The sequence below is a fragment of the Bordetella sp. genome (assembly GCF_057362025.1).
The window spans coordinates 94,566-120,673 of record NZ_JBMQQZ010000094.1 but is presented as its reverse complement, the minus strand read 5'-3'; the positions used below and the strand labels follow the sequence as shown (position 1 = coordinate 120,673).

At 65.5% G+C, this 26,108-nt stretch carries 24 protein-coding genes and 1 pseudogene; 5 read left to right on the top strand and 20 right to left on the bottom strand.

Annotated features, from left to right (window positions below; translation table 11 throughout):
- From ACO1P8_RS21365 to ACO1P8_RS21340, 6 genes and pseudogenes are all read right to left on the bottom strand, one after another.
- Nucleotides 1–185: pseudogene (locus ACO1P8_RS21365) on the bottom strand (hypothetical protein); the annotation flags it as partial.
- Nucleotides 166–1,389, bottom strand: a complete 1,224-nt coding sequence (gene clsB / locus ACO1P8_RS21360) for a cardiolipin synthase ClsB (RefSeq protein WP_486297862.1) — start codon at nucleotides 1,387–1,389, stop codon at nucleotides 166–168. The gene clsB and the pseudogene ACO1P8_RS21365, both read right to left, overlap by 20 nt.
- 49 nt (nucleotides 1,390–1,438) lie before the next feature.
- Nucleotides 1,439–2,203 (bottom strand): endonuclease/exonuclease/phosphatase family protein, encoded by a 765-nt coding sequence (locus ACO1P8_RS21355; RefSeq protein WP_486297861.1) that lies wholly within the window; start codon nucleotides 2,201–2,203, stop codon nucleotides 1,439–1,441.
- A gap of 210 nt (nucleotides 2,204–2,413) precedes the next feature.
- Nucleotides 2,414–3,076, bottom strand: a complete 663-nt coding sequence (locus ACO1P8_RS21350; protein ID WP_486297860.1) for a CoA transferase subunit B — start codon at nucleotides 3,074–3,076, stop codon at nucleotides 2,414–2,416.
- A gap of 12 nt (nucleotides 3,077–3,088) precedes the next feature.
- Nucleotides 3,089–3,787 (bottom strand): CoA transferase subunit A, encoded by a 699-nt coding sequence (locus tag ACO1P8_RS21345; protein WP_486297859.1) that lies wholly within the window; start codon nucleotides 3,785–3,787, stop codon nucleotides 3,089–3,091.
- A gap of 107 nt (nucleotides 3,788–3,894) precedes the next feature.
- Nucleotides 3,895–4,353, bottom strand: coding sequence for an acyl-CoA thioesterase (locus ACO1P8_RS21340; protein ID WP_486297858.1), 459 nt, complete (start codon nucleotides 4,351–4,353; stop codon nucleotides 3,895–3,897).
- A 73-nt stretch (nucleotides 4,354–4,426) separates the two neighbouring features.
- Between ACO1P8_RS21340 and ACO1P8_RS21335 the strand changes: the two genes are divergently transcribed.
- The 3 genes from ACO1P8_RS21335 to ACO1P8_RS21325 all read left to right on the top strand — a co-directional run bounded on the left by ACO1P8_RS21335 (nucleotide 4,427) and on the right by ACO1P8_RS21325 (nucleotide 8,046).
- Nucleotides 4,427–6,073, top strand: coding sequence for an electron transfer flavoprotein-ubiquinone oxidoreductase (locus ACO1P8_RS21335; protein WP_486297857.1), 1,647 nt, complete (start codon nucleotides 4,427–4,429; stop codon nucleotides 6,071–6,073).
- Nucleotide 6,074: 1 nt separating this feature from the next.
- On the top strand, nucleotides 6,075–6,965 hold the full coding sequence (locus tag ACO1P8_RS21330) for an NAD-dependent epimerase/dehydratase family protein (RefSeq protein ID WP_486297856.1): 891 nt from the start codon (nucleotides 6,075–6,077) through the stop codon (nucleotides 6,963–6,965).
- A 187-nt stretch (nucleotides 6,966–7,152) separates the two neighbouring features.
- Entirely contained in the window at nucleotides 7,153–8,046 is an 894-nt protein-coding gene (locus tag ACO1P8_RS21325) for a GntR family transcriptional regulator (RefSeq protein ID WP_486297855.1), read from the top strand.
- 26 nt (nucleotides 8,047–8,072) lie between these two features.
- Here ACO1P8_RS21325 and ltaE read toward each other — a convergent pair whose 3' ends face one another.
- The 10 genes from ltaE to ACO1P8_RS21275 form a co-directional block, all read right to left on the bottom strand.
- On the bottom strand, nucleotides 8,073–9,089 hold the full coding sequence (gene ltaE, locus ACO1P8_RS21320) for a low-specificity L-threonine aldolase (RefSeq protein WP_486297854.1): 1,017 nt from the start codon (nucleotides 9,087–9,089) through the stop codon (nucleotides 8,073–8,075).
- Nucleotides 9,090–9,102: 13 nt separating this feature from the next.
- The gene (locus ACO1P8_RS21315) at nucleotides 9,103–10,008 is read right to left on the bottom strand and encodes a DMT family transporter (RefSeq protein ID WP_486297853.1); all 906 of its coding nucleotides are present in this window, start codon (nucleotides 10,006–10,008) and stop codon (nucleotides 9,103–9,105) included.
- A gap of 105 nt (nucleotides 10,009–10,113) precedes the next feature.
- On the bottom strand, nucleotides 10,114–12,093 hold the full coding sequence (acs, locus tag ACO1P8_RS21310; RefSeq protein WP_486297852.1) for an acetate--CoA ligase: 1,980 nt from the start codon (nucleotides 12,091–12,093) through the stop codon (nucleotides 10,114–10,116).
- 239 nt (nucleotides 12,094–12,332) lie between these two features.
- The gene (locus ACO1P8_RS21305) at nucleotides 12,333–12,950 is read right to left on the bottom strand and encodes a TPM domain-containing protein (protein WP_486297851.1); all 618 of its coding nucleotides are present in this window, start codon (nucleotides 12,948–12,950) and stop codon (nucleotides 12,333–12,335) included.
- Between the two features lie 93 nt (nucleotides 12,951–13,043).
- Nucleotides 13,044–14,114: a TPM domain-containing protein gene (locus ACO1P8_RS21300; protein WP_486297850.1), complete on the bottom strand. Its 1,071-nt coding sequence runs from the start codon at nucleotides 14,112–14,114 to the stop codon at nucleotides 13,044–13,046.
- Complete coding sequence (locus ACO1P8_RS21295) at nucleotides 14,114–14,725, bottom strand: LemA family protein (RefSeq protein ID WP_486297848.1); 612 nt, start codon at nucleotides 14,723–14,725, stop codon at nucleotides 14,114–14,116. The genes ACO1P8_RS21300 and ACO1P8_RS21295 overlap by 1 nt, the downstream gene beginning before the upstream one ends.
- A gap of 119 nt (nucleotides 14,726–14,844) precedes the next feature.
- Nucleotides 14,845–15,855, bottom strand: coding sequence for a 4-hydroxyproline epimerase (locus ACO1P8_RS21290; protein WP_486297847.1), 1,011 nt, complete (start codon nucleotides 15,853–15,855; stop codon nucleotides 14,845–14,847).
- Between the two features lie 112 nt (nucleotides 15,856–15,967).
- Complete coding sequence (locus ACO1P8_RS21285) at nucleotides 15,968–17,245, bottom strand: MFS transporter (RefSeq protein WP_486297872.1); 1,278 nt, start codon at nucleotides 17,243–17,245, stop codon at nucleotides 15,968–15,970.
- 161 nt (nucleotides 17,246–17,406) lie between these two features.
- Nucleotides 17,407–17,814 carry a GlcG/HbpS family heme-binding protein gene (locus tag ACO1P8_RS21280; protein WP_486297846.1) on the bottom strand — a complete coding sequence of 136 codons (408 nt, stop codon included), beginning with the start codon at nucleotides 17,812–17,814 and terminating at the stop codon, nucleotides 17,407–17,409.
- Nucleotides 17,811–19,691, bottom strand: coding sequence for a propionate--CoA ligase (locus tag ACO1P8_RS21275; protein WP_486297845.1), 1,881 nt, complete (start codon nucleotides 19,689–19,691; stop codon nucleotides 17,811–17,813). The genes ACO1P8_RS21280 and ACO1P8_RS21275 overlap by 4 nt, the downstream gene beginning before the upstream one ends.
- 321 nt (nucleotides 19,692–20,012) lie before the next feature.
- On the opposite strand from ACO1P8_RS21275, the gene ACO1P8_RS21270 reads away from it, so the two are divergent.
- Nucleotides 20,013–20,699, top strand: coding sequence for a C40 family peptidase (locus tag ACO1P8_RS21270; RefSeq protein ID WP_486297844.1), 687 nt, complete (start codon nucleotides 20,013–20,015; stop codon nucleotides 20,697–20,699).
- Nucleotides 20,700–20,803: 104 nt separating this feature from the next.
- On the opposite strand, the gene ACO1P8_RS21265 is transcribed toward ACO1P8_RS21270, so the two are convergent.
- From ACO1P8_RS21265 to ACO1P8_RS21255, 3 genes are all read right to left on the bottom strand, one after another.
- Nucleotides 20,804–21,121, bottom strand: a complete 318-nt coding sequence (locus ACO1P8_RS21265) for a DUF2325 domain-containing protein (RefSeq protein WP_094841112.1) — start codon at nucleotides 21,119–21,121, stop codon at nucleotides 20,804–20,806.
- A gap of 192 nt (nucleotides 21,122–21,313) precedes the next feature.
- A complete protein-coding gene (locus tag ACO1P8_RS21260) occupies nucleotides 21,314–22,258 on the bottom strand; it encodes a CysB family HTH-type transcriptional regulator (RefSeq protein ID WP_486297843.1) in 945 nt (314 codons plus the stop codon).
- Between the two features lie 207 nt (nucleotides 22,259–22,465).
- Entirely contained in the window at nucleotides 22,466–23,047 is a 582-nt protein-coding gene (locus ACO1P8_RS21255; RefSeq protein WP_486297842.1) for a TetR/AcrR family transcriptional regulator, read from the bottom strand.
- Nucleotides 23,048–23,276: 229 nt separating this feature from the next.
- On the opposite strand from ACO1P8_RS21255, the gene ACO1P8_RS21250 reads away from it, so the two are divergent.
- Complete coding sequence (locus ACO1P8_RS21250; protein WP_486297841.1) at nucleotides 23,277–24,476, top strand: YbfB/YjiJ family MFS transporter; 1,200 nt, start codon at nucleotides 23,277–23,279, stop codon at nucleotides 24,474–24,476.
- Here ACO1P8_RS21250 and ACO1P8_RS21245 read toward each other — a convergent pair.
- Nucleotides 24,463–25,956: a CoA-acylating methylmalonate-semialdehyde dehydrogenase gene (locus ACO1P8_RS21245; protein ID WP_486297840.1), complete on the bottom strand. Its 1,494-nt coding sequence runs from the start codon at nucleotides 25,954–25,956 to the stop codon at nucleotides 24,463–24,465. The genes ACO1P8_RS21250 and ACO1P8_RS21245 overlap by 14 nt on opposite strands.
- Between the last annotated feature and the right edge of the window lie 152 nt (nucleotides 25,957–26,108).

Below are 26,108 nucleotides of genomic sequence, written 5' to 3'. Positions count from 1 at the left end.
GTGTTGGCTTGCACGGCCTCCATCACTTTTTCCCATTCGACCTCGCGCGCCTGATCCACCAGCAGGCCGATAACCAGTAGCGCGAAGGCAATAAAGACGATCCGGCGCAGCAGGGGCCAGCGGGCCCGCAACTTCCGCATCACGCCATCCTTGCCGCCAGTGGCGCTAAGCGGGTCGCTGCTCATGGGCTTTTTCCGTGTCGGAGGGTGGTGGGGGCGCCAGCGTGCGCAGGCGCGGCTCGTGGGCGGGCAGCCATCCCGTCCAGGAAGGAAACCGGCGCAGGAAGTGGTAAACGAAAATGCCCCACAGCAGGCGCCGCAGCTTGCGGCTGCCCGGCGGCGCGGGCTCCGGCTGGCGGCAGTGGTTTTCCATCAGCCACTCCAGGCGCGCACGCAGCTCTGCGGCGAATTCCTGTCCGCGTACCATCACATTCGCTTCCAGGTTCAGCGCCAGGCTCAGCGGATCCAGATTGCTGGATCCCACGGTGGCCCAGGTATCGTCCACGCAGGCGACCTTGCCGTGCAGCGGGCGTTCGCAATATTCGTAGATCTGCACACCCGCAGCGGTCAGATGGTCGTACAGCATGCCGGCCGCGACCTTCACGATAGGCATATCGGGCTCGCCCTGCAGGATAAGGCGCACGCGCACGCCGCGCCGCGCGGCGTTCCGTATATCGCGCAGCAGCCGGTACCCGGGAAAGAAATAGGCATTGGCGATGGTCACCTCGCGCCGCGCCAGGCGTATCGCCGCGCGATAGTGCCGCTCGATATCCGTGTGGTGCTCCTCGTTGTCGCGCACCACGAACATGGCGTCGGCACTGCCCGCGTGGCGGGCGGGCTGGGCACGGGGCGCGCGCCGCGGCCACCAGCGGCGCCGCCGTTCCGGATCGATCGTCCGACGCGCGAAACGATGGATCTCGGCAACGATGGGGCCGCGCATTTCCATCGCGTAGTCCTGCTTGGCCTGCGGACCGAAGTCGGCCAGATGGTCCGCGGAAAAATTGATGCCGCCGATGAAGGCCAGTTCGCCGTCGATCACCACGATCTTGCGATGCATACGGCGAAACACATTCGTGCGCAGGCCCAGCACCTTGGCGCGCGGATCGAACACCCGGATGACGACTCCCGCCTCGACCATCCCCCCCACGAAATCCTCGGACAGCCCTTCCGAGCCATAGCCATCGATCAACAGGCTGACGCGCGCGCCGCGCTCGGCCGCCTCGATCAACGCGCGGCGCAGCTCCTGCCCGACCTTGTCGTCGAACAGAATGAAGGTTTCCACCAGGACCTCCTCGCGTGCCGCGTCGATGGCCTCGAAGACCCGCGGAAAATAGGCTTCGCCGTTCTCCAGCAAGGTGAACGCGTTGCCCGGTATCCAACGCGCACTCATGGGGCAATCCTCCTGTGGACGGGCGGCGTGGCCAGGATGGGCGATGCGTTCATAGCACCACCTCGGCCGCCAGCGGGGCATGGTCGGACAAATGGGTCCAGGGACGCGTCGCCAGGGCGAGCGGACGGAATCGTGCCATGTTGCGTACGTAGATGCGGTCCAGCCTGAGCAGGGGCCAGCGCGCGGGGAATGTGCGCGCCGCCACGCCCTGGGTGGCGACAAAGATCTCCTTCAGCCCGGCGCAGCGGCTTAGCTTGCCGTGCGCGCGCAACCGCCAGTCGTTGAAGTCTCCCGCGATCACCACGGGCTCGCCGTCGGGAATCTGGCGTTCGATATGCCCGCACAACAGGTCCAGCTGTTTCTGCCGGTGTGCTTCCTGCAGGCCCAGATGCACACAGATCGCGTGCAGGCGGTTTTCGCGATCCGGCGGCTGGATCACACAATGCAGCAGCCCGCGCTTTTCGTGATGGCCTACGGATACGTCCATGTTGTCATACTGCACGATGGGAAATTTGGATAGGACCGCGTTGCCGTGATGGCCGTGGGGGTATACCGCGTTGCGACCATAGGCAAAGTCGTTCCAGATGCTGTCGGCCAGGAACTCGTACTGCGAGGTCTCCGGCCAGCCCTTGAAGCGCGCGGCGTGTATCTCGTGCGCGCCGAGCACTTCCTGCAGGAACACAAGGTCGGGTGCCACCGCCCGCACCGCGTCGCGCAACTCCGGCAGGATGAATTTGCGATTGAAGAACGTGAATCCCTTATGGGCGTTCACAGTCAGGATTTTCAGGGCGAGCGGCGCGTTCGCGGCAGACATACCGTCCCAGGGTCGAAAATGGTGAAAGCCGTGGGCAAGAACCGTGCCCGGGACTGTTCCCCCGCGCCTGACCGGCACAAAAGACGCACGAAAAATGCAGCGGCCCGGTACGCCCCTCCCCCGCAAGCGCGACATCGCGCCTGTTGACGGGGGGGGTTCGTACCGGGCCGTTTCCTTGCCGGAACGCCGAGACCGGCGCCCGGTGGGTCGTCAGGCCGCGGCCTTCACGCCGCTGGTATCCAGCGCCGCCTGGGTTTTCGCCTTGACCTCTTCCACGGTGACGCCAGGCGCCAGCTCTACCAGCTTCAGGCCGCCAGGACCGACTTCCATCACGCACAGATCGGTGATGATCAGATCCACCACGCCCACGCCGGTGAGCGGCAACGTGCATTCGGGCAGCAACTTGATGTCTTCGGTGCCGTCCTTCTTGCGCGCGATGTGGTCCATCAGCACCACGACGCGCCCTACCCCGGCGACGAGGTCCATGGCGCCGCCCATGCCCTTGACCATCTTGCCCGGAATCATCCAGTTCGCCAGGTCGCCTTTTTCGGACACCTGCATGGCACCCAGGATGGCCAGGTTGATCTTGCCGCCGCGGATCATGCCGAAGGAGTCGGCGGAAGAGAAAATCGAGGAGCCCGGCAGCGTCGTCACCGTCTGCTTGCCGGCGTTGATCAAATCCGCATCGACCTGATCGTCGGTGGGAAAGGGACCGATGCCCAGCAGGCCGTTTTCGGATTGCAGCCAGACTTCGATGCCCGGCGGCACATGGTTGGCGACCAGGGTCGGCATGCCGATGCCCAGGTTCACATAAAAGCCATCCTGCAGTTCGCGCGCCGCGCGCGCGGCCATTTCGTCACGAGTCCATGCCATGGTTTTTTCTCCTCAAGCGGGACGGGTGGTGCGCTGCTCGATGCGCTTTTCGGGTTGGGCATTGAGCACGATGCGATGCACGAAAATGCCCGGCAGGTGAACGTGGTCCGGGTCGATGTCGCCGGTCTCCAGGATTTTCTCGACCTCGACGATCGTGACCTTGCCGGCCATCGCCACGTTGGGATTGAAGTTGCGCGCCGTCTTGCGAAAGATCAGGTTGCCGGTGCGGTCGGCCGCGTAGGCCTTGACCAGCGACACATCCGGCACCAGCGAACGTTCCATGATGTAGGTTTCGCCATCGAATTCGCGCGTTTCCTTGCCCTCGGCTACCAGCGTGCCCACGCCCGTGCGTGTGAAAAACGCGGGAATGCCGGCGCCGCCGGCGCGCAGTTTTTCCGCCAGCGTGCCCTGGGGCGTGAATTCGAGCTCCAGCTCGCCTGCCAGGAACTGGCGTTCGAACTCCTTGTTTTCGCCGACGTAGGAAGCAATCATCTTGCGAATCTGCCGGGTGGCGAGCAACTGGCCCAGCCCAAAGCCGTCCACGCCGGCATTGTTGCTGATGCATGTCAGGTTCTTGACCCCGGTGTCGCGCAACGCGGCGATCAGGGCTTCCGGGATACCGCAAAGGCCGAAGCCCCCCACGGCAATCAGTTGGCCGTCCTTGACGACACCGGCCAGCGCCTCCGCGGCGCTCGCGTAAACCTTGTCCATCGCTCCAGCTCCAGAATAGGGATTAGCGTTATTGTCCGCGCGGCGGTAGCCGGCGCGGCGGTCGAATCAACGTTGTGCGTCTGGTCGACCTGCTCGATTTTACGGGCTTACGGGGAAAAACCGGGCCGGGCGGATTGCAGCACGCCCCCGAGCGCGGCCAGCACGTGGGTAGGCCAGGGCTGGGGGCGGTTCCCGATGTAGTCCATCCAGACCAGGACGTTGCGCCCGCGGGCATAGGGTCCGCGTGGGTCGCCGACCTTGTCGATGACCAGGTCGAACTCCATGCTGGATTTTCCGATGCGCGTCAGCGTATGGGTCACCTGCACCGACGCGGGATACGTCAGCGGGCGCAGGAAGTCGCAGGAGGCATGGGCCAGTATGGGCCCCACATCCGCCGGCAGGCTGATGCCCGCCGCGTACAGCAACTGCATGCGCGCCTCTTCCATCAGGCGGAAATACAGCGTGTTGTTCAGGTGGTTGAGCGCGTCGGAATCGCCCCAGCGCAGGGGCATTTCGACGATATGGGTGCTGCCGGGAGCAGGCGCGGGGGTGTCGGGAAGGGTCATGGAGAGCTGCAATACAATCCAGGGTTGATCCGAATCATACTTCCAGCTCACATCGCATCAGGGGACAAGCCGCATGTCAGAACGGGAATCGATGGAATACGACGTGGTGGTGGTCGGCGGCGGGCCCGCCGGCCTGGCCGCCGCCATCCGGCTAAAGCAGTTGGCCGCCGAGAAAAATCAAGACGTCAGCGTCTGCGTGCTGGAGAAAGGCGCCGAGCTCGGCGCCCACATCCTGTCCGGGGCCGTCATGGACCCGCGTGCCCTGACCGAACTGATTCCGGACTGGAAAGAGAAAGGCGCCCCGCTGAACGTACCGGTCACCCGGGACAAGTTCCTCTTCCTGAGCCGCACCGGTGCCCGCGCCACCCCGCACTTCCTCCTGCCGGACTGCTTCCGCAACGAAGGCAACTACATCGTCCGCCTGGGCGAAGTCGTGCGCTGGCTGGGCGAACAGGCCGAAGCGTTGGGCGTGGACATCTTCCCGGGCTTCGCCGCCGCGGGCGTGCTGTACGACGAGCAGGGCGCGGTGCGCGGGGTGGTGACGGGCGATATGGGCGTGGCCCGCGACGGCAGCCATACCGCCAATTACCAGCCCGGCATGGAACTGCTGGCGCGCTACACCTTGTTCGCGGAAGGCTCGCGCGGCCAGTTGGGACGCCAGTTGATCGAACGCTTCCGCCTGGACGAAGGGCGCGACCCGCAAAGCTACGGCATCGGCATCAAGGAATTGTGGGAAGTCGATCCCGCGCAGTCCCACCCCGGGCTGGTGGTCCACACGGCCGGCTGGCCGCTGGATTCCGACACCTACGGTGGCTCCTTTCTTTATCACCTGAACAACAACATGGTCGCCGTCGGCATGGTGGTCGGCCTGGATTACGCCAACCCCTGGCTTTCGCCGTTCGAGGAATTCCAGCGCTACAAGACGCATCCGGCCATCCGCGGGACCTTCGAAGGCGGCAAGCGTATCGCCTACGGTGCGCGCGCGCTCACGGCCGGCGGCCTGCTGTCCCTGCCCAAGCTGGCTTTTCCCGGCGGCGCGCTGATCGGCTGCGAAGCCGGCTTCTTGAACGCGCCCCGTATCAAGGGCAGCCATGGGGCCATCAAGTCCGGCGCCCTGGCTGCCGAAGCCGCGTTCCAGGCCGTGACGGCCGACCGCCGGCAGGACGTCCTGGCCGCCTACCCGGCCGCGTTCGAAGCGTCCTGGCTGCGGGAAGAGCTGCACAAGGCGCGCAATTTCAAGCAATGGTTCAAGAAAGGCCGCACCATGGCGACCCTGATGACCGGCATCGAGCAATGGCTGCTCAAGGGCAAGTTCCCGTGGACCATCCATCGCACCAAGCCGGATCACGCCTGTCTGCAGCCTGCATCGCAATGCGCCCGGATCGACTATCCCAAGCCCGATGGCAAGCTCACCTTCGACCGGCTCAGCTCGGTCTTCATTTCCAATACCAACCACGACGAGAATGAACCCGTCCACCTGACGCTGAAGGACCCCAGCGTGCCGGTCGCCGTGAACCTCGCGCGCTACGGCGGCCCGGAAGCGCGCTACTGCCCGGCGGCGGTCTACGAGTTCGTCAAGGACGATCACGGGGCGGACCGCCTGCAGATCAACGCGCAGAACTGCGTGCACTGCAAGACCTGCGACATCAAGGACCCCACGCAGAACATCGTCTGGGTGGCGCCGCAGGGCGGCGAAGGTCCCGTATACACCGGCATGTAGCATGGGCACCGGCGCGGCCGCGGATAACGACGAACGCATCCTGCTGGTGGGCGGCGGCGATCTCGGGCGGCGCGTGGCGGACCGGCTGTCCCGCACCGCCCGCCCGCCGCGCATCTGGGCCCTGCGCCGCACACCGCCGGCGCATGAGGCGGGGAACATCCACGCGGCCAACATCCGCTGGCTGGCCGCCGACGTCACGCGTCCGGACACGCTGCGCCAGTTGCCGCCCGATCTGACCCGCGTCGTGGTCGCGCTAAGCCCGGGCCGGCGGGAGGAATCCGCCTACCGGGCCGTTTTCATCGACGGTCTGCGCCATGTGGCCGGCCAGCTGGACCGGCGCACCCTGCGCCGGCTGGTGTTCGTGTCGTCGACGGCCGTCTACGGCGATCATGGCGGCGCCTGGATCGACGAAGCCACGCCGCCCTCGCCGCCCGGCATGAACGGCGCCGTGCTGCTGCAGGCGGAACAATGGCTGGCCGCGCAGGACCTGCCGTCCACCGTCCTGCGGCTATCGGGGCTGTACGGTCCCGGCCGCCTGCAGCTGCTCGATCGCCTGCGCGCCGGCAAGGCGGTGGTCCCCCGGGATATCCCGCATTGGGCCAACCGCATGCACGCCGACGACGCCGCCGGCGCCATCGCGCACCTGCTGATGCTGCCGACGGCCCGGCCGCTCTACATCGGTAGCGACGATACGCCGCTGCCCATCGACGTCCTGTACGACTTTCTCGCCGACCGCCTGGGCTGCGCGCGCCCCGTGGCCGGACCCGCGCCTGCCGGGATAGGCAGCAAAAAGCTGCGCAACGACCGCCTGCGCGCCGACGGCTACGCATTGGCGTGGCCCGATTCCCGCGCGGGCTACGCGGCCCTCATGATGTTGCGAGAATCCCAATAAGCGCGCGCCGAAGTCGCCAATAAGCGCTATTGCGCGTATCCTGCCTGGACATAAGGCTTGTGCCCAGACTCCTGCTTCTGCAACCGTTTTCTCGTTTCCGCGATCGCGTGCGCCACGCCGCGATCCCATAAGAAAAATACCGCGGTAGGCCGTTCGCACGCTGTTGTGATCGATCAGAGGGAGCATCATGCAGGTCCGGAAAGACGCTTCGCAGCCCACCGGGCTGCAGGTCGACCTGGCGAGACGCATTGCCGGCGACATCATTTCTCGCATACACGAGACGGGCACGCACCTGTCGGAAGAATCGCTGGCCAAGCGGTACCAGGTCTCCCGGACGCCCGTCCGGGCCGCCCTGAAGCTGCTGGCCGCCGAAGATTTCATCGAATCGCGCCCGCACAGCGGCTATTACGTCAGGGAAATGGAAGACGGCGCCGGCCCGCCGCTGCTGCGGGCACCCGGCATGACGGCCAACGATCTGTACGCCAGGTTGATCGAAGACCGCGCCGCGCGGCTGATACCGGACAGCTTCACCGATCGTGACCTGCAGCAGCGCTACGGGGTCACCCGTAGCGTGCTTGCCAAAACATTGGTGCGCCTGAGCGCGGAGGCGCTGATTGAAAAGCGCCAGGGCCATGGTTGGCGTTTTACCCATTCGCTACTGGAATCCGACGCCCGCCAGGAAAGCTACCGCTTCCGCGCCGCCGTGGAATGCAGCGCCCTGCTGGAGCCGACATTCAAGGCCGACCAGTCGGCCTTGCGGCGGCTGCGCGCGGCCCACGAGGCGTTGCTGCGCGACAGCGCGGACGGAACGATATCCGTGGATACCTTTTTTGCCCTGAATTCCGACTTTCACGAAACCCTGGGCCGCTTCTGCGGCAATCGCTTCTTCCTGCAAGCCATCCAGCAGCAGAACCAGTTGCGGCGGCTGGAAAACCACAGCTCGTTCCTCAGCAAGGTGCCTCGCTTCCAGGTATCGCTGGAGGAACACCTGGCGATCATCCAGGCGCTGGAGGAAGAGGACCAGGAATGGGCGGCGGCCATCATGCGACGCCACCTGATGCAGGTCATGCGCCAGACCTGACCCGGACGCGGCGGCGGTGCCGGTCGCTAGGCGCGCGCGAAATAGTCTTTTACGGTGGCGACCGCGGTATCAACGTCGGCCCTGGACACGTCCAGGTGCGTCACCAGCCGCGTCGTGCCTCCATAAACGGCGTTCATCAGCACCCCGCGCGTCCCGGCATAGTCGGTCAAGGCCTGGCAATGGCTTGCGGGGACATCCACGAACACCATATTCGTGGACTGCCGCACCACGCTGATCTCCGGTAGTTGGCGCAGCCCGTTGGCGAGCCGTTCGGCGTTGGCGTGATCCTCGGCCAGTCGATCGACGTGATGCGCCATTGCGTATTGGCAGGCGGCCGCCAGGATGCCGGACTGCCGCATGCCTCCGCCCAGCACCTTGCGCCAGCGTGCCGCGGTAGCGATCAGGTCGCGGCTGCCGACCAGCACCGAGCCGACGGGCGCGCCCAATCCCTTGGAAAAGCAGATCGACACGGAATCGAAGGGCCGGCAGATATCTGCCAAGTCGCGGCCGGACGCGACGGCCGCGTTGAAAACGCGCGCGCCGTCCAGGTGCAGGGCCAGCTCATGCTGGCGGGCGAAGGCAGCGGCCTCCTCGATATAGGACTGCGGAATCACCTGTCCATGGAAGGTGTTCTCCAGCGCCAGCAGGCGGGTACGCGCGAAATGCGGATCCCCTTTGGGCTTGACCGCCGCGCGCAGCTTGTCCAGCGGCAGGCTGCCGTCGGCGGCATGCTCGATGGGCTGTGGCTGCACGCTGCCCAGGACGGCGGCGCCGCCGCCCTCGTACTTGTAGGTATGGGCCAACTGGCCGACCAGGTATTCGTCGCCACGGCCGCAATGCGCCATGAGCGCGGCCAGGTTGCTCTGCGTGCCAGAGGGAAAAAACAGGCCGGCTTCCTTGCCTGTCCGCGCCGCCGCATCGGACTGCAGGCGCAACACGGTGGGATCGTCGCCCATCACATCGTCGCCGACCGGCGCGTCGGCCATTACGCCGCGCATGGCTGGCGTGGGGCGCGTCACGGTATCGCTGCGCAAATCGATCATCTTGTCTTTCCTTTCATACCGGTAAGGGACGCGGCGGGGAACGGCCCGCCGCGCGCGCGACCACCACCAGGCCGCACAGAATCAGGGCCATGCCCAGGCCTTCGACAGGCGGCGGGCGTTCGCCGAAAATCGGCCAGGCCAGCAGGGCCGCGATCACGGGCGTGCCCAGGCTGGACATGCCGGCCACCGAGGCCGGCACGCGCCGCACGACGATCAGCCACAACAGCCATCCGGCCGCCGACGCGATGAGGATGATGTACGCCATGCCCAGCACGAGCTGCCCGTTCCACACCGCGTCGATCTGCGGCACGGCCAGCGCCACGGGCACCATGGCGATACCGCCGAAAAGCATCTGCCATCCCGTGAACACGACGATATCCGGTTTGTGGCGATTGAAGCCGCGCTTGGCCAGCACGGTCCCCAGGCCCCAGGACATGCCGCCGGCCACGCCCATCAGCACGCTGGCGTTGTCGCCGATGCGGTTCCAGGGGGCGATGACGCAGACCAGGCCGAGCGCCGCCAGGCCGATGCCCAGCCAGTGGCGGCGCGTCGGCCGTTCGCCCAGCAGGATCCAGCCGAACAGCACCACCCAGAAAGGCATGGTGTAGGCCATCAGCGAGATCTTGGCGACACCGCCGTGCACCAGCGCCATTTGCACCATGCCCTGGAATGCCGCCGTCTGGGTCAGCCCCACCGCGACCGTCAGCCGCCACGACGGCATCGACAGCGAACGCCGCATCGCCAGCGCGACCGCCAGCAGGACGGCGCCGCCGCACACATAGCGGATCACCACGAAATCGAAGGGGCCGATGTACGGGACCACCATTTTCATGGCGATCCAACTGCCCGCCCAGGCCAGGACGGTCACCACCATCAGCACCCATGCAACGCCATCGACGGCGCCCTGTCGCGCTTGCATTTTTCCTCGCTTGCGCCGGCCTGCGGACCGGCGAAAGCGGGCATTCTACTGCGCGCTCACGGCGGCGTCGTGGCGGCGGGACAGCGCCCGTTGCCTGGCGGATCGCTACAGCGACTTGGCCAGCTGCTCCAGTATCTGCGGGTTTTCCAGCGTGGATACGTCCTGGGTGATCTCTTCGCCCTTGGCTACCACGCGCAACAGGCGGCGCATGATCTTGCCGGAACGCGTCTTGGGCAGGTTGTCGCCGAACCGGATGTCCTTGGGCTTGGCGATGGGGCCGATTTCCTTGGCGACCCAGTCGCGCAGCTGCCGCGCGATCTCCGTGGCCTCGGCGCCTTCCGGCCGGGCTCGCTTGAGCACCACGAACGCCACCACGGCCTCGCCCGTGGTCTCGTCGGGACGGCCGACCACCGCCGCCTCCGCCACCAAAGGATGCGCGACCAGGGCGGACTCCACCTCCATGGTGCCCAGCCGGTGGCCGGACACATTGAGCACGTCGTCGATGCGCCCCATGATCCAGAAGTAGCCGTCGCCGTCGCGCTGCGCGCCGTCGCCCGCCAGGTAATACCCGCGCAGTTCGGACGGGAAATAGCTTTTCTTGAAACGCTCCGGGTCGCCCCAGATATTGCGGATCATCGCCGGCCAGGGCTTCTTGATGACCAGGAAGCCGCCGTTGCCGGGTTCGACATCGGCGCCGGTCTCGTCGACGATCGCCGCCGCGACACCCGGCAGGGGCAGCGTGCAGGAACCGGGCTTGGTCGGCGTGGCGCCCGGCAGGGGCGTGATCATATGGCCGCCCGTCTCGGTTTGCCACCAGGTATCCACGATGGGGCAACGTTCGTTGCCGACGTTCTTGTGATACCACATCCAGGCTTCGGGATTGATGGGCTCGCCCACCGTGCCCAGGATGCGCAGGCTGGCCAGGTCGTAGCGGCCGGGATGGGTGTCGGGATTGGCGTCCGCCGCCTTGATCAGCGACCGGATGGCGGTGGGCGCCGTATAGAAGGTGGTGACCTTGTGGCGGGCAATCATGTCCCAGAAACGGCCGGCGTTGGGATAGGTCGGCACGCCTTCGAACATGACCTGCGTCAGGCCCGCGGCCAGCGGTCCATAGGCGATATAGGAATGGCCGGTGATCCAGCCCACGTCGGCGGTGCACCAATAGACATCGTCGGGCCGCGCGTCGAACGTCCATTTCACCGTCAGCAGCGCCCACAGCAGGTAGCCCGCCGACGAATGCTGCACGCCCTTGGGCTTGCCGGTCGAACCGGACGTATACAGGATGAAGAGGGGGTGCTCGGCCTCTACCGGGACCGGCTCGCAGGTATCCGGCTGGTTGGCCTGGACTTCGTGCATCCACAGGTCGCGACCGGCGTTCCACGCCACCTGCCCGCCCGTGCGTCGATATACGACGACCTGGCGCACGGCCTCGCAGCCGCCCATGCCGAAGGCTTCCTCGACAGCGGGCTTGAGCGGGATCACCTTGCCGCCGCGGACCTGCTCGTCGGCCGTAATGACCAGCGTGGCGCCGACGTCGACGATGCGTTCCTGCAGGCTCTTGGCCGAAAAGCCGCCGAAGACCACCGAATGGATGACGCCCAGCCGCACGCAGGCCTGCATCGCCACCACGGCCTCCACGGACATCGGCATATAGATGATGGCGCGGTCGCCCTTCTTGTAGCCCAGCGATTTCAGGCCGTTGGCGAAACGGCAGACCCGCGCCAGCAGGTCGGCGTAGGTGACCTTGTCCACCTTGCCGTCGTCGCTTTCGAAAATGATGGCGACCTTGCCGGCGTTGCCGTTCTGGACCTGCCTGTCCAGGCAGTTGAACGATACGTTCAGCTCGCCATCGGCGAACCATCGGTAGAACGGCGCATTGCTATCGTCCAGGACCTGGGTGAAGGGCTTGGTCCAGGCAAGATTTTCGCGCCCCATGCGGGCCCAGAAATTCGAACTGTCCTGGTCGGCCTCCCGATACAGCTTTTCGTAGGCGCCCATGCTGGGAACGCTGGCTCCCTGCGATGCGCGCTGGGGCGGTGGGAATACCCGGTTTTCGACCAGCACGGATTGGATGGCGTTGGACATGGCGGTCTCCTGATGACGATATGCGTGGTTCTGTTGTTCTTTGCTGCCTGGCCGGCGCGCCTGGGCGGGCGGCGAAAGGCCCGCGCGGCACGCGCGTTGTGGGGCGTCCTGGCGAGCCCGCAACCCTGTCGGAACGGGCCCCGCCGACAAGAGAGAAGAATAGCAGCAGTGCCGGATATCCGCCGCCGTCAGGGCTGGGAAAAACCCTAGGCGCGTCGAACGATGCGCGCGGCGACGTGCTATGGCAGCACGATAAGCCGGTTCGGCAATTCGTCGCGCTGCGACGTGCTGGGAAGATGCTGCGCGAGCAGTGCCCCGCAGCGTTCGATGCAGCCCACGAAGCCCTGCACGGTTTCGCCCTTGCGCACCTGTTCGGTGAATGCGGCGATGATGGGCTCCCATGTCGCATCCGGCAGCCGGGCGCTAATGCCGCGGTCCACCAGGATCTCGACGTAGCGTTCGGCTTCCGACACGAAAATCAGCATCCCGGTTTCGCCTTGGGTATGGTGCAGGTTCTGCTCCAGGAACTGCCGGCGCGCCAGATTGGCCGCGCGCCAGCGGCGCACATGCCGCGGGATCAGGCGCGTCGTGATCGATGGAATCTGGAACAGCAAAGCCAGCACGATGAAAACCGCCCATTGCGTCACCAGCAGCTCGTGGGGTCCGAACACGACGACACCGTAGTTGAGCAGGCCCGGCACCACCAGCGCGATCACGCTGGCCCACAGCAGAGGGATGTAGGCATAGTCGTCGGCCCGCGCGGCCAGTACGGTGACGATCTCGGCGTCGGTATCGCGCTCGATCCGGGCGATGGTCTGCGCCACCTGCCGCAGTTCTGTTTCATTCAGCAGAGTCATATCGTCCCATCATTGCTGGCCGGCCGTTATCCGGCCAGGTTTCGCCTATCGCCTTGCGCCCGGCATCGCGGCCCCGGATGCCGGCGCGTACCGCTACCAATTGCCGGAGGCACCGCCGCCGCCGAAACCGCCGCCGCCGCCCGTAAACCCGCCGCCGCCGCCGAACCCGCCCCCGCCGCCGAATCCGCCGGACGACCCGTACCGGCCTCGGCTGCCGGCGATGCCGCCGAGTATGGCGCCAGGCAGCACGCCGCCCCTGCGGCCACCTATCCCACCGCCACGCATGCGCGAAATCACGACGATGACGATGAACAGCAGGATGATGAAGACAGGAATGGATGTGGGACCGTCCCGTTCGGCCGCCACCTGGCGTTGCGGAACCGCGTCCGGATCGCCGCTCAACACCTTCAGCATGGTCGTGGTGCCGTCGACGATGCCCTTGTTGAAGTCGCCCTGCCTGAAGGCGGGAATGATGACCTGGTTGATGATGGCTGACGAGATCGCATCCGTCAGTGTCCCTTCCAGGCCATAGCCGACCTCGATGCGCACCTTCCGATCGTCTCGGGCAACGATCAGCAGGGCGCCGTTGTCCTTGCCTTTCTGGCCGATGCCCCAGCGACGCCCCAACTGGTAGCCGAAATCCTCGATCGGTACACCGCGCAAGCTCGGCACGGTAACCACCACCACCTGCTGGCCCGTGGCCTTTTCATGCGCGGCCAGCATTTCGGCCAACCGCGAGCTGCTGGCCGGATCGAGCAAACCGGCGTCGTCGACGACACGGCCCACCAGGGCCGGCGTGGGAGCGCCCGCCGTGGCGGAAGCGGACGCCGCATCGCCGGCCGCGCCAGGCGCGGGGGCCGGCACACCGGGTGCGGCCGGACCGGCCCCGCCCGACGTGGGAGCGGGTGCATTCGACCCTGGCGCACTGGCCCCTGGCGTGTTGGCCTTCGACGTATCGGGCTCTGACGTACCGGCGGGAGGCGCGCCGGCCCCGGATACGGAGGGCGTCGGCGCACCCGCCGGCGCACCCGCCGAAAACGGCCCGGAAATCGTCGAGCGCGAAGGCTGGCCGCCCTCTTTTTGCGTGGGCACCTGCGCCGCCGCCGCCAGCGCATAGGCCGACAGCAGGACGGCCGCCACCCGCCGGATCGCCGTTCGCATCATCAGAACTTGACCTTGGGCGCCTGGTCCGCCTGCGGCGCGCTCGCCTTGAATGTCTCGCGCAGCGGCAGGTCGCGGTACAGCACCATATGCCACAGACGGCCCGGGAAAGTGCGGATTTCCGTGTTGTAGCGTTCGACGGCCTGGATGTAATCCCGCCGCGCAACGGAGATGCGGTTTTCCGTTCCTTCCAGCTGCGATTGCAGCGCCAGGAAGTTCTGGTTGGACTTCAGGTCCGGATAGCGTTCGGACACCACCATCAGTCGGCCGAGCGCACCGCTCAGTTGCTGCTGCGCCTGATCGAACTGCTGCAGCTTCTGCGGATCGTCAATGGTGCTGGCGTCCACCTTGATGGAGGTTGCCTTGGCGCGCGCTTCCACGACGGCCGTCAAGGTGTCCTGTTCCTGCTTCGCATAACCCTTGACCGTCTCCACCAGATTGGGGATCAGGTCGGCGCGGCGCTGGTATTGGTTTTCCACCTGCGCCCAGGCCGCCTTGTCCTGCTCGTCCAGCGTCGGGATGGTGTTCATGCCGCAGCCGGACAGCAGCGACACCAGCAGCGTCATCGCCAGAAGGCGCCAGTACGAAACTAAAAAATGTTGCCTGGTTTCCATCGGGACCTCGCCTGTAAAAAGTATGCCTGCGGAAATCCCCGCCGGATATCGTTATTCCGTCGCCGTGCGGGGCCACGCCGGATGTGTGCGTCGTCGGCCGCCGCGCATCCCGCCGGACCTTAAATCGTGTCCTTCAATTGGAACCCATGCTTCAGGGGATCGCGGTCGTCGATGAAGATGGTGTTGTACCCGGTCATGCGCGCCCAGCCTTCGATGGACGGCACGATGGCGTCCAGCTCCCCGACCCGCGTGCGGGCTTCCACGCGCCCGCGGAACAGCGTGCCGATGATGCTCTCGTGCACGAAATCGCTGCCGACATCCAGCTTGCCCTGCGCCGCCCACTGGGCCATGCGCGCCGAGGTCCCCGTACCGCATGGCGACCGGTCGATGGCCTTGTCGCCATAGAACACGGCGTTGCGGGCATGGGCTTCCGGATGCTGCGGCGTGCCCGTCCACAGGACGTGGGACAGGCCGTTGATGGCAGGGTTTTCCGGATGGACGAATTGATATTTGCTGCCGAAGGCCTGCCGCAGCCGGGGGCTCCAGCGCAGCAGGTCGGAAGGCTGCACGTGTTCCAGCCCAGCGAAGGCCTGCTGCGGCGAAACGATCGCGTAGAAGTTGCCGCCATAGGCCACGTCGGCCTTGACCAGGCCCAGGCCTTCCACCTCGGCTTCCAGGCCCGTCGCATACAGGAAAGACGGCACGTTGGTGATGCGCACGCTGTTCACATACGGCCCGTCCTGCTCGTAGCGGGCCTCCACCAGGCCGGCGGGCGTATCGATGCGCAGCACGCCCGGTTCGCGCGGCGTCACCAGTCCGCGTTCGAGGGCCATGGTCACCGTGCCGATGGTGCCGTGCCCGCACATCGGCAGGCATCCGGACGTCTCGATGAAGAGAAAGGCGATGTCGCAATCCGGCCGCGTCGGCGGATACAGGATGGTACCCGACATCATGTCGTGGCCGCGCGGCTCGAACATCAGGCCGGTGCGTATCCAGTCGTACTCGCGCAGGAAATGCGCGCGTTTCTCGACCATATTGGCACCCTGCAGCGCCGGGGCACCGCCCGCGACCATGCGCACGGGGTTGCCGCAAGTGTGGCCGTCCACGCAGAAAAAAGTATGGGAGGTCATGGAAGTCAGGATCAGGCAGTGGGAACGATAGGGCGCGAGGCGACGAAACACGAAGGCGCCAGGGCGACGGGGCCGGGCGCGGCCCGGCGTCGCCTACCGTCCGATGATAGCGTCAAACCGGCGACCCGGGCGACGCCGGCGCCGAGTCGGCACCGGGGAGATCGGAGGCGGCCTGGCGTTCCGCCATGCCGCGCGCCAGGTCCACCCGCTGCAACAACGCCAGGCCACCGACGAAAAACACGCCCGTCACCAGGATGGCCAGGCGATGATTACCGTGTGTCAGCCAGGTTACCAGGCCATAGGTCAAGGGACCGACGACGGCCGCCAGCTGCACGGAAAAGGTCCACAGCGCGAAGAACTCCGCCAGCCTTTTCTTGGGCGCCAGCGCGCCGACCATGGCACGCCCCGCGCTCTGGCTGGTACCCATGCACAGTCCCGCGAGCGTGGCGGCGACCCAGAACACTCTGACGGTCACGGCCGCATAGGCGATCAGTACCATGGCGATCCAGCCGCACAAGGTGATGGCCAGCGCGCGCTTGTGGCCGATGCTGTCCTGCAGATAGCCGAACAGGAAGGCGCCTGCCGCCGCCGCGATGTTGACCAGAAAGACCAGCATCATGATCTGCGCCATCTTGAAGCCCATGGCCTGTTCGGCATAGACCGAGGCCAGCGTGATGACCACGGCGATGCCGGCCTGGTAGCAGGCCACGCACATCAGCAGGCGGCGGAACTGCAAATGATGGCGCCCCGTATCGCGCCACGCGCGCAGCAGCTGGCCCAGCATGTCGGGTGTGGCCTGCGCGCCCGCGCGCGGCCGCGCACGTTCGCGCAGCCACAGAAAGGACGGCAGCGCCGACAGCGCGAATACCAGGCAGGTCAGCGTCACGACCCACGGCACGAATTGCGGCGCGCTTTCGCCGCGCGCCTGCGCCAGCGACACCACGACCAAGGACAGGCCCAGACTGAGCATGCCTCCGCAATAGCCGAAGCTCCAGCCCCACCCGGACACCCGGCCCAGTGCCTGCGGCCGCGCCAGTTCGGGCAGGAAAGAAGCCACCGCGGATTCGCCAATGCAGTAGAAATAGTTGGAGACGGCGATGCCGATCAGCGCCGGCCATACGTCGCCCGGCCCGGCCTGGGTCAGCGTCAGGGTGGCGAGAATGCACCCCACCGTACTGCCGAACAGCAGCTTGCGCTTGGCGCCGCCCGCGTCGGCCCGCGCGCCCAGCGTCGGCATGGTCAGCATGATGGCCAGATAGGAAACCGACAGCGCGCCCGTCCACGCCAGCGTTGCCCAATGGGCACCGCCCCCCACCACGCCGACGAAGTAGGCGCTGAACACCGTCGTCAGGATGACGGTCGTATACCCGGAATTGGCGAAGTCGTACATTGCCCAGGACCAGACCTCGCGCCGCGACACGCCCGGGTTCAGGCTGCCCTCGACCGTGGCGGGATTCCCTGGCGGCACGCCGGCGGCCGCCAGGCCGGCGGCATCCTCGGCCGCCGGCGTGCCGGCCCGGGATGGCTCCGGGGCCGACGACGGCGACCGCGTCACAGGCCCAGCGCCGCGATGCCCGCCTTGGCGGTCTCCGCGTCTTCCGGCGCCTTCACGCCGGACACGCCCACCGCGCCCACGGTATGTCCATCCACCACGATGGGCACGCCGCCTTCCAGCATGCCGTTGATCGCCGGGACGGAAAGGAAAGCGTAGCGGCCGTTGTTGATGCTTTCTTCATAGACCCGCGATTCGCGCCGGCCCATGGCCGCGGTCTGCGCCTTGGCGGGCGCGATATGTGCGCTGACCGGCGCGGCACCGTCCAGGCGCAGCATGCCCAGCAGGTGCCCGCCATCGTCCGTCACCGCGATCGTGACGGGCCATTGGTTCTTCAGGGCATGCGCTTCGGCGGCGGCGAGGATTTTCTTGACGTCGTCCGAGGTAAGGGCTGGCTTGGTGATCATATGAGGGATTCCTTGAGCTTTTGCAGGGCATTCGGATCTTCGATGGTCGGCAGATCGCCGGGATCCCGCCCTTCGCAAACCGCGACGATCGCGCGTCGCAGCACTTTGCCCGAACGGGTTTTCGGCAAGGCGCTGACGAAGCGGATACGCGCGGGCCGCGCGACCGCGCCCAACTGTTCTTCGACCACGCGCATCATATCGCCTTCCAGCGCCGCGACGGCGGAGCGGTCCGCGGGTTCTTCCTTCAGCACCACGAAGGCGTGGGCGACTTGTCCCTTCAGATCGTCCGCCACCCCGACCACCGCGCACTCGGCCACATTGGGATGGCTGCTTATCGATTCCTCGATTTCCCGCGTGCCCAAACGATGGCCCGCCACGTTGATGACATCGTCGGTACGTCCCAGGATGTACCAGTAGCCCTCGTCGTCCACCATGCCCCAATCGAACGTCGAATACACCTGGCGTCCCGGGATGGACTCGAAATACGTGCGCACGAAGCGCTCGTCATCGCCCCATATCGTCGTCATCGCGCCCGGCGGCAAAGGCGGGACGATCACGACCACGCCCTTCTGGCCCGGTCCCAGGTCCTCGCCGGTACTCTCGCTGACCACCCTCGCGTCGAAACCGTAGCAAGGAAACGAAGGGCTGCCGAATTTCGTCGGCACCCGTTCCACGCCAGGTTGCCCCGACAGGATCGGCCAGCCGCTTTCGGTCTGCCAATAGTTATCGATGATGGGCTTGCCCAGCCCTTCGCCGATCCAGCGCGCGGTCGGCTCGTCCAGCGGTTCGCCGGCCAGGTAGACCGCACGCAGCGAGGACAGGTCATGACGCCGCAGCAGCGCCGGGTCCTGGCGTTTGAGCACGCGTACCGCCGTCGGCGCGGAAAACAGGGTGTTGACCTTGAAGCGCTCGATCAGCTTCCACAGAATGGCGCCGTCGGGCCGTACCGGCGTGCCGTCGTAGAGCAGCGTGGCCTGCCCGCCGATGAGCGGCCCATAAATGATGTAGGAATGGCCCACCACCCAGCCGATATCGCTGGTGCAGAAGAACGTCTCGCCCGGCTTGCCGTCGAAGATGTATTCCATCGATGCGGCCAGGGCAACCGCGTAGCCGCCGGTGTCGCGCTGCACGCCCTTGGGCTTGCCCGTCGTCCCGGAGGTATAGAGGATATAGCTGGGCGCGTCCGACTCCATCCAGGCCACCGGGACGCGCGCGCCTTCGTGGCGGGCGCGCAGCTCGGCGTAGTCGTGGTCGCGCGGGCCACGAGGCACGGGCGCCAGGCCGCGGTCGACCAGGATCACCGCGTCCGGCTGCGCCTGGCTCATGCCCAGCGCCTTGTCCAACAGCGGCTTGTAGGGCACCACCTTGCCGGCGCGCGAGCCGGCATCGGCCGACACGATGACCTTGGGCCGCGCATCGTCGATGCGCTGGGCCAGGTTGTGCGAGGCAAAGCCGCCGAAGACGACGGAATGAATGGCGCCCAGCCGGGCGCAGGCCAGGATCGCGAAGACCGCCTCGGGAACCATGGGCATATAAATAAGAACCCGGTCGCCTGGCCCGACGCCCTGCTCCCGCAACATGGCCGCCACCGCGTTGACCTCATCGAAGAGCTGCGCGCGCGTATATATTTTTTCCTGATCGACTTCGGTGGATACCCAGATCAGCGCTTGTCTATCCGCCTGTTGGGGGAGCCAGCGATCCACCGCGTTGAAACACAGATTGGTGCGGCCGCCGACAAACCAACGGGCAAAAGGCGGCCGGCTGAAGTCGAGAACGGTCTCCGGCGGCACATCCCAATGAATACGCCCGGCCTCACGGTGCCAAAATGTTTCAGGGTGATGGACCGAGGAGTAGTGGAAAACCCGGGTTTTTTGCATGGCGGTCTCCTGTTATCTTCCGTCTGTTGCAGATTCTGACGTTCCTTACGAGTTGTCCGAGTCTGCGCGGCGGGACACAGCGAAGCGGTCACCTGGTTCGCACGCGCGCCCGTCGCGGCAGTTCTGCTCTTTCGGCATTTTTATCCGCCGATTCTATCCATCTTATGCAGTGCGCCAGCTTCGGCGCTGGGTGAGAGAAGGCGTATACGCGGTTCCCCGGGAGCCTATACGCAGGTCTGATAGAATCGCCCCGCAGAATTTTCCTACACGGCGGTCGTCCGTCGTCTTCCAGGCGTGCTCATCCGCGCCTTCAAGCGAACAATGCAACGATACGACTACCGGACGCTATCTTTTTATCGATTCCTAACCCATCAGGCCCGCGTCCTGCGCCTTGCCGCCATCATGGCCGGCATGGCTGTTCTGGCGGGCTGCGCCAACACCGCGACCAGCCGCGATACCGCCTATAGCGGCTTCGAGCAGGATGCCTACGACGCCACCTGGACCACCGCCGACAGCGACGACCCCATCGGCATGCTGCTGGCGCAGAAGATGCGCCGCTCCGGCCGTACCGCGGCCAGCTACCCCGGCGCCGGCGGCACGACCGACAATACCTTACTGGCGGGCGAAGCACTGAACTATCTGGGTATTCGCTATCGTACCGGTGGCGAATCGCCCAGTACGGGTTTCGATTGCAGCGGCCTGGTCAACTACGTCGCCGAACAATCCCTCGGATTGAAGCTGCCGCGCACCGCCGCGGAAATGTACCGGGTAGGCGTGCCGGTGGCGCGCAACGACCTGCAAGTGGGCGATCTGGTGTTCTTCAACACCATGGGCCGCCGCTATTCGCATGTGGGCATCTATGTGGGCGATGACCGCTTCGTGCATTCGCCCAGCCGCGGCGGCGTCGTGCGCATCGAACGCCTGGACATGGCTTACTGGAACAAGCGCTACAACGGCGCCCGGCGCATCGATACCACGCTGGTGGCCTCGGCGCGCGCGCAGAACTGATCCCTGCCCGACCCATCGCGGGTGACGGGATAATCCCGGCCCAAGAAAGAAGGCCGGTCGCTATTGCAGCGACCGGCCTTTTTCCATCCTGCCTGACCCGGGCCCTACCCGGCAGCCCGGGCACACAGCCCACACTGCGTCAGCGCCTGCTGCATGCTGCATACCGAGCGCCGGCAGGCGACGACACGGATACCCGAACGCTGGGCCGACTGCCGAAACGTCTTCATGACGTTATGACCGAGAAAATCGGTCAGCAGAATCACCAGTTGCGTGCCCGAAGGCAGCTGCAGCCCGCGTTTCTGATGGGAGGGATCGCGTCCGCTGATGTGATGCGTGATCGCGATATTGTGCCCTTTCAGCAGATCCGGGATATTGCCCAACCGGTCCGCGCCCACCACCACTGCGCTAAGTGCCGTCGACATGACAGACCTCGTTGCGTCGTTGATCGTGGACCAATGATAATGATTCTTGTTTGTACAGGCAAGTAAATGAGATGGATTCTCATTTAATTTCACTATGAGGGGGCATGGGCATATAGCCCCCCTGGGCGGAAGGCGCTTCGCGCCCCGCGTGCGGTGGGCGTCATCGATGCCGGCGCCGAACCGGCGTTTTTCTTATTCCTGCACGCCCTGAAGCGCGTCCAGAACCGCCTGGCGGGTCAGTGCCGGGGTAAGCATCTCGATAAAGGTGTAGACGTAATCACGCAGGAATACGCCGGCCTTGATCCCTATCCGGGTCGTATGCGTGCCGAACAAATGCCCCACGGGCAATCCCACCAGGTTGCTGTCGCGCCGCGGATCGTAAGCCACACCCGCGATGATGCCGATGCCCAGACCCACGTCGACATAGGTCTTGATCACATCCGCGTCGATGGCTTCCAGCACAATATCCGGATGCACGCCCTGCGCCGCGAAGACCTCGTCGATGGTCGTACGGCCGGTGAAGGCACGATCGTAGGTGACCAGCGGATAGGCTGCCAGCTGCGCCAGCGTCAGGCGCTTCGCCTCGCTGGAAGTGAGCTCGGCCAGTGGATGATCGGGCCGCACCACCACGGTGTGTTCCCAGGTATAGCAAGGCAGCGTAGCCAAGCCCGGCGTCAGCGCCAGGGATTCGGTGGCGATGGCCAGGTCGGCCTGTTCATGCAGCACCATCTCGGCCAATTGCCCCGGACTACCCTCCGCCAGCGACAGGTGCACCTTGGGAAACTGCCGGCGGAATGCCGGGATGACGCGCGGCAGGAGATACCGCGCCTGGGTATGCGTGCAGGCGATGACCAATCCCCCCTCGTCCCGGCGCGCAAACTCGTCGCTGACCTTCTTCAGGTTGTCGACTTCCCGCATGATGCGGTCGATCACCTGGGAAACGGCCAACCCCGGCTTGGTCAATCCCTTGATGCGCTTGCCGTGTCGCTCGAAGATCTTGACGCCCAGTTCATCCTCGAACTCGATGATGGCCTTGGAGACGCCAGGCTGGGACGTGTACAGCATGCGCGCCGCTTCCGTCAGATTGAAATCCCGGCGGATGGTTTCGCGGACGAAACGGAACTGTTGCAGGTTCATGAAGCGGATTCCTAGGAGGGAATCCAATTATAAGTAATAAGGGGATATTTCTAAATTACTTTGCGGTCTATGCTTCTGCCCATCGGTGGAAAGGAAGTTTTTCCTTGTCCTCTCACGCCATTTGATGTTTCCTGATGGTCTATGGCTCATGGCCGTTCACGGCCCTGTCGCCGCCACTGGACGCAGCGATACCGCGCAGGCTCTGCTTCATTCCGGTTTCAACAATTGGCCGATCAGCAGATCCGCCATCCTGCGCAAGCGCTTGTCGTCCTGGTAGACGCGCTCGATCACCACCAGACCCCGCGTCATGGTCACGATCATGCGCGCGGCGTCCCGCGCGTCCATGGTCAGCCGCCCTTGCGCGTCCGCGCGGGTCAACCTGTCGTATAACGCCGCTTCGATTTCATCGAGCAGGCCCCGGATGACGGCGCGCATGGGCTCGTCGAGTTCTTCCGTACCGACCGCCGTCTTGGTGCTCAGGCAGCCGCGCGACGGCGTGCCGGTCGTCATCATGCTTATCGCGAACGCGAAGAATCGCCGCAAGGCTTCCCGGGGATCGGCATGGTCCAGGGCTTTGCGCATCTGCTCGACATAGCTTTCCCTGTACACGTCGAACACGCGCAGAAACAAGGTCTCCTTGTCGCCATAAGCGTTGTACAGGGATCCGCGCTGCACGCCCGTCGCGGCGGCCAGCTCCTGCATCGTCGTATTGGAATAGCCCTGCTTCCAGAACAGGGCCAAGGCCTTCTCCAGGGCCTCGCGCTCATCAAATTGGCGGACTCCAGCCATCTTGTACTCCGGTCGGTTGCGTCGCGGTCCAGGTAATGGCCGCCGCGCCCTTTACAAATATTGGAGCACATTCTTGACATAAGCGTCAATGTTGACTAGATTGCCAAACTTGACACTAATGTCAAACAATCAAACGACCAGGCGCGGCAAACCGTGCCCTTCACTTCGGCTGATCAAAATGTCGCCCCTTTCTTCCGCATCTCGCTTATCGCCCCGAGCCATCGACCGGATGCTCGTCTGGCGATACATATTCGCCGGGCTGTGTGCCAGCCTGGACAGCATCGGGCTCGCCCGCTTCGCCTTCACGCCGCTGATACCGGAACTGATACACGCGCAGTGGTTCGCGCCCTCCGTGGTGGTCTACCTGGGTTCCGCCAACCTGGCCGGCTATGTGGTGGGCGCGTTGATGGGCCGGCCCCTGGCCGCGCGCCTGGCCAACGAACACGTATTGCGGCTGATGATGCTGTTGATTTCCGCCGCCTTCTTCGCCTGTGCGCTGCCCTTGTCGTTCTGGTGGTATTTCGGCTGGCGCTTCGCGTCGGGCATTGCCGGCGGCGTCGTCATGGTGCTTGTCGCGGGGACGATATTTCCCCATGTCCCTCCGGCCCGCAAGGGTGCCGCGGGAGGCGCCATCTTCCTGGGATTGGGGCTGGGCATCGCGGGATCCGGCACCGTCATTCCGCTGTTGCTGGAGTTGGGCCTGGCGCAAACCTGGATCGGCCTGGGCGTGATTTCCGCCCTTTTGACGGCGGTCAGCTGGTTCGCCTGGCCGTCCAGCAAGCTTGCTTCCGCCCCGTCACCATCGGCGCCACATTCCACGCGGCCCGCGCGCTTCGGGCGGGATGTGGGATGGCTCTATCTTCAATACGGGTTGATGGCCGGCGCCGCTGTGCCGACGATGATCTTCCTGGTCGATTTCATTGCCCGCGGTCTTGGACGCGGCACGCACCTGGGGTCGGTGTTCTGGGCGATCTATGGCGTGGGCGCGATCGCGGGCCCGCCGCTGTATGGCTATCTGGCCGACCGCCTGGGAGCGAAGTCGACGGTCAGCATCGTCTCGGTCGTGATGGCAGCCGTATTCCTGGGGCTTTACGCCAGCAGCAATCTGCTGGTGCTGGGTCTTCTGACCGTCATCACCGGGACTTTCGCGCCAGGCATGGTTCCCCTTGCCCTGGCCCGGGTGCATGAAGTGGTCGAGCACAGTGCGACGCGACAGAACATCGCCTGGTCCCGGGCCAGCGTCACATCGGCCATCAGCCTGGCCATCGCCGCCTATGGCTTTTCCGCGCAGTTCAACGCAACGGGGGGCAACCACCGCCTGCTGTTGCTGGACGCGGCCGCCATGCTGGTCATCGTGCTGCTGATCGGGCTGGTCGCCGGCGGCGGCCAGCCCTCGGGCACGGCTGACGCGCGCGTCAACGCATCGTGATGGTCGTATTGACCGTGCGTCCATGGGCAGCCCAGCGCGCGGTGACGGTCTTGGTCTGAGTCCAGAACTGCACCGCCTGCTTACCGTTCGGCCCCAGGTCACCCAGCTTGGAGCCGCGCGATCCCGTGAAGCTGAACCAGGCCACCGGCACGGGGATGGGGATATTGATGCCCACCTGCCCGACGTCGATGTTGTTCTGGAAATAGCGCGCCGCGCCGCCATCCTGCGTGAACAGGGCCACGCCGTTGCCGTTGGGATTGGCGTTGATGAATTCGACGGCCTCTTCCAGCGTCTCGACGCCCACCACGCACAGGACGGGTCCGAAGATTTCTTCGGTATAAACCTTCATGCCGCCGCGCACGCCGCCGAATACGGTGGGGCCGACGAAATTGCCCTGTTCGAACCCGGCAACCCGAATGCCGCGGCCATCCAGCAAAAGTTCGGCACCCTCGTCCACGCCGTGCTGGATCAGGCTTTCCACGCGCGCCTTGGCGGCCTGCGATACCAGCGGCCCCAGGTCGGCGTTGCGGTCCGTGCCGGCATTGACCTTGAGCTGCCTGGCGCGGGCGACGAATTCCGGCAGCCAATCGCGCGAGGCTCCCACGAAGACCGCCACCGAGGCCGCCATGCAGCGCTGGCCCGCGGCCCCGAAGGCCGCGCCCAGCAGCTGATTCAAGGCGACTTCCGGGTCGGCGTCCGGCAGGATCACGCAGTGATTCTTGGCGCCCATCATGGCCTGGCATCGCTTGCCCGCATCGGAAGCGCGGCGATAGATTTCCGTGCCCACGCGGGTCGAGCCGATGAAGGAAACCGCCTTGATATCGGGGTGCTCGCACAGCGCGATGGCGGTATCGGCGCCGCCATGGACGACATTCAGCACGCCGGGCGGCAGGCCCGCCTCGAGCGCCAGCTCGGCCAGGAACAGGGACGATGAAGGATCCTGCTCGGAGGGCTTCAGCACGAAGGTATTGCCGCAGGCCACCGCGATGGGGAACATGAAGCAAGGCAGCATGACCGGGAAATTGAAGGCCGTGATGCCCGCGCATACGCCCAGCGGCTGGATCAGCGTATAGACATCGATGCCGGATGCCGCGTTTTCCGCGTACTCGCCCAGTTGCAGGCTGGCGATGGCGCAGGCATGTTCGACGACCTCCAGCCCCCGTCCGACCTCTCCCTCGGCATCCGGCAGGGTCTTGCCGTGTTCCCGGGTGATCAGTTCGGCGAGCTTGCCGGTGTTTTCGCGCATCAACTGCTGCAGCTTCAGCATGACGCGCATGCGCGTGCCCTGGCCGCTGTTGCGCCAGGTCTTGAAAGCTTCCTTGGCATTCGCAACCGCCCGGTCCAGTTCTTCCGGGGTGGCATAAGGCACTTGCGCCACGACTTCCTGCGTCGCGGGATTGATAACGTCACGCCATTGGCCGGCGCGGGATTGGATGCGTTCGCCGCCGATCAGCAACGGTATGCGCGGGATTTCCTTCATGGTCTCCTCCTGGTTCCTTGTGGGAATCGTCGTCCGGTAGCCCGTCATGGTTGCGGCGGGCCCTGGCCTTATGCGGCCAGTGTAGAGGAAACCCCCGCCATGAAAAACACCCTGGACACGGGCGGAAGCCAACGTTCAGGGTGTAACGCAAG

Coding starts and splice junctions, on each gene's coding strand:
- ACO1P8_RS21275 (WP_486297845.1), bottom strand. CDS start 19,691: ATGCAAAAAACCCGGGTTTTCCACTACTCCTCGGTCCATCACCCTGAA.
- ACO1P8_RS21250 (WP_486297841.1), top strand. CDS start 23,277: ATGCTCGTCTGGCGATACATATTCGCCGGGCTGTGTGCCAGCCTGGAC.
- ACO1P8_RS21305 (WP_486297851.1), bottom strand. CDS start 12,950: ATGACTCTGCTGAATGAAACAGAACTGCGGCAGGTGGCGCAGACCATC.
- ACO1P8_RS21285 (WP_486297872.1), bottom strand. CDS start 17,245: ATGTACGACTTCGCCAATTCCGGGTATACGACCGTCATCCTGACGACG.
- ltaE (WP_486297854.1), bottom strand. CDS start 9,089: ATGATCGATTTGCGCAGCGATACCGTGACGCGCCCCACGCCAGCCATG.
- ACO1P8_RS21260 (WP_486297843.1), bottom strand. CDS start 22,258: ATGAACCTGCAACAGTTCCGTTTCGTCCGCGAAACCATCCGCCGGGAT.
- ACO1P8_RS21280 (WP_486297846.1), bottom strand. CDS start 17,814: ATGATCACCAAGCCAGCCCTTACCTCGGACGACGTCAAGAAAATCCTC.
- acs (WP_486297852.1), bottom strand. CDS start 12,093: ATGTCCAACGCCATCCAATCCGTGCTGGTCGAAAACCGGGTATTCCCA.
- ACO1P8_RS21340 (WP_486297858.1), bottom strand. CDS start 4,353: ATGACCCTTCCCGACACCCCCGCGCCTGCTCCCGGCAGCACCCATATC.
- ACO1P8_RS21265 (WP_094841112.1), bottom strand. CDS start 21,121: ATGTCGACGGCACTTAGCGCAGTGGTGGTGGGCGCGGACCGGTTGGGC.
- ACO1P8_RS21255 (WP_486297842.1), bottom strand. CDS start 23,047: ATGGCTGGAGTCCGCCAATTTGATGAGCGCGAGGCCCTGGAGAAGGCC.
- ACO1P8_RS21315 (WP_486297853.1), bottom strand. CDS start 10,008: ATGCAAGCGCGACAGGGCGCCGTCGATGGCGTTGCATGGGTGCTGATG.
- ACO1P8_RS21355 (WP_486297861.1), bottom strand. CDS start 2,203: ATGTCTGCCGCGAACGCGCCGCTCGCCCTGAAAATCCTGACTGTGAAC.
- ACO1P8_RS21300 (WP_486297850.1), bottom strand. CDS start 14,114: ATGATGCGAACGGCGATCCGGCGGGTGGCGGCCGTCCTGCTGTCGGCC.
- ACO1P8_RS21345 (WP_486297859.1), bottom strand. CDS start 3,787: ATGGACAAGGTTTACGCGAGCGCCGCGGAGGCGCTGGCCGGTGTCGTC.
- ACO1P8_RS21290 (WP_486297847.1), bottom strand. CDS start 15,855: ATGACCTCCCATACTTTTTTCTGCGTGGACGGCCACACTTGCGGCAAC.
- ACO1P8_RS21295 (WP_486297848.1), bottom strand. CDS start 14,725: ATGGAAACCAGGCAACATTTTTTAGTTTCGTACTGGCGCCTTCTGGCG.
- ACO1P8_RS21330 (WP_486297856.1), top strand. CDS start 6,075: ATGGGCACCGGCGCGGCCGCGGATAACGACGAACGCATCCTGCTGGTG.
- clsB (WP_486297862.1), bottom strand. CDS start 1,389: ATGAGTGCGCGTTGGATACCGGGCAACGCGTTCACCTTGCTGGAGAAC.
- ACO1P8_RS21350 (WP_486297860.1), bottom strand. CDS start 3,076: ATGGCATGGACTCGTGACGAAATGGCCGCGCGCGCGGCGCGCGAACTG.
- ACO1P8_RS21335 (WP_486297857.1), top strand. CDS start 4,427: ATGTCAGAACGGGAATCGATGGAATACGACGTGGTGGTGGTCGGCGGC.
- ACO1P8_RS21245 (WP_486297840.1), bottom strand. CDS start 25,956: ATGAAGGAAATCCCGCGCATACCGTTGCTGATCGGCGGCGAACGCATC.
- ACO1P8_RS21270 (WP_486297844.1), top strand. CDS start 20,013: ATGCAACGATACGACTACCGGACGCTATCTTTTTATCGATTCCTAACC.
- ACO1P8_RS21325 (WP_486297855.1), top strand. CDS start 7,153: ATGCAGGTCCGGAAAGACGCTTCGCAGCCCACCGGGCTGCAGGTCGAC.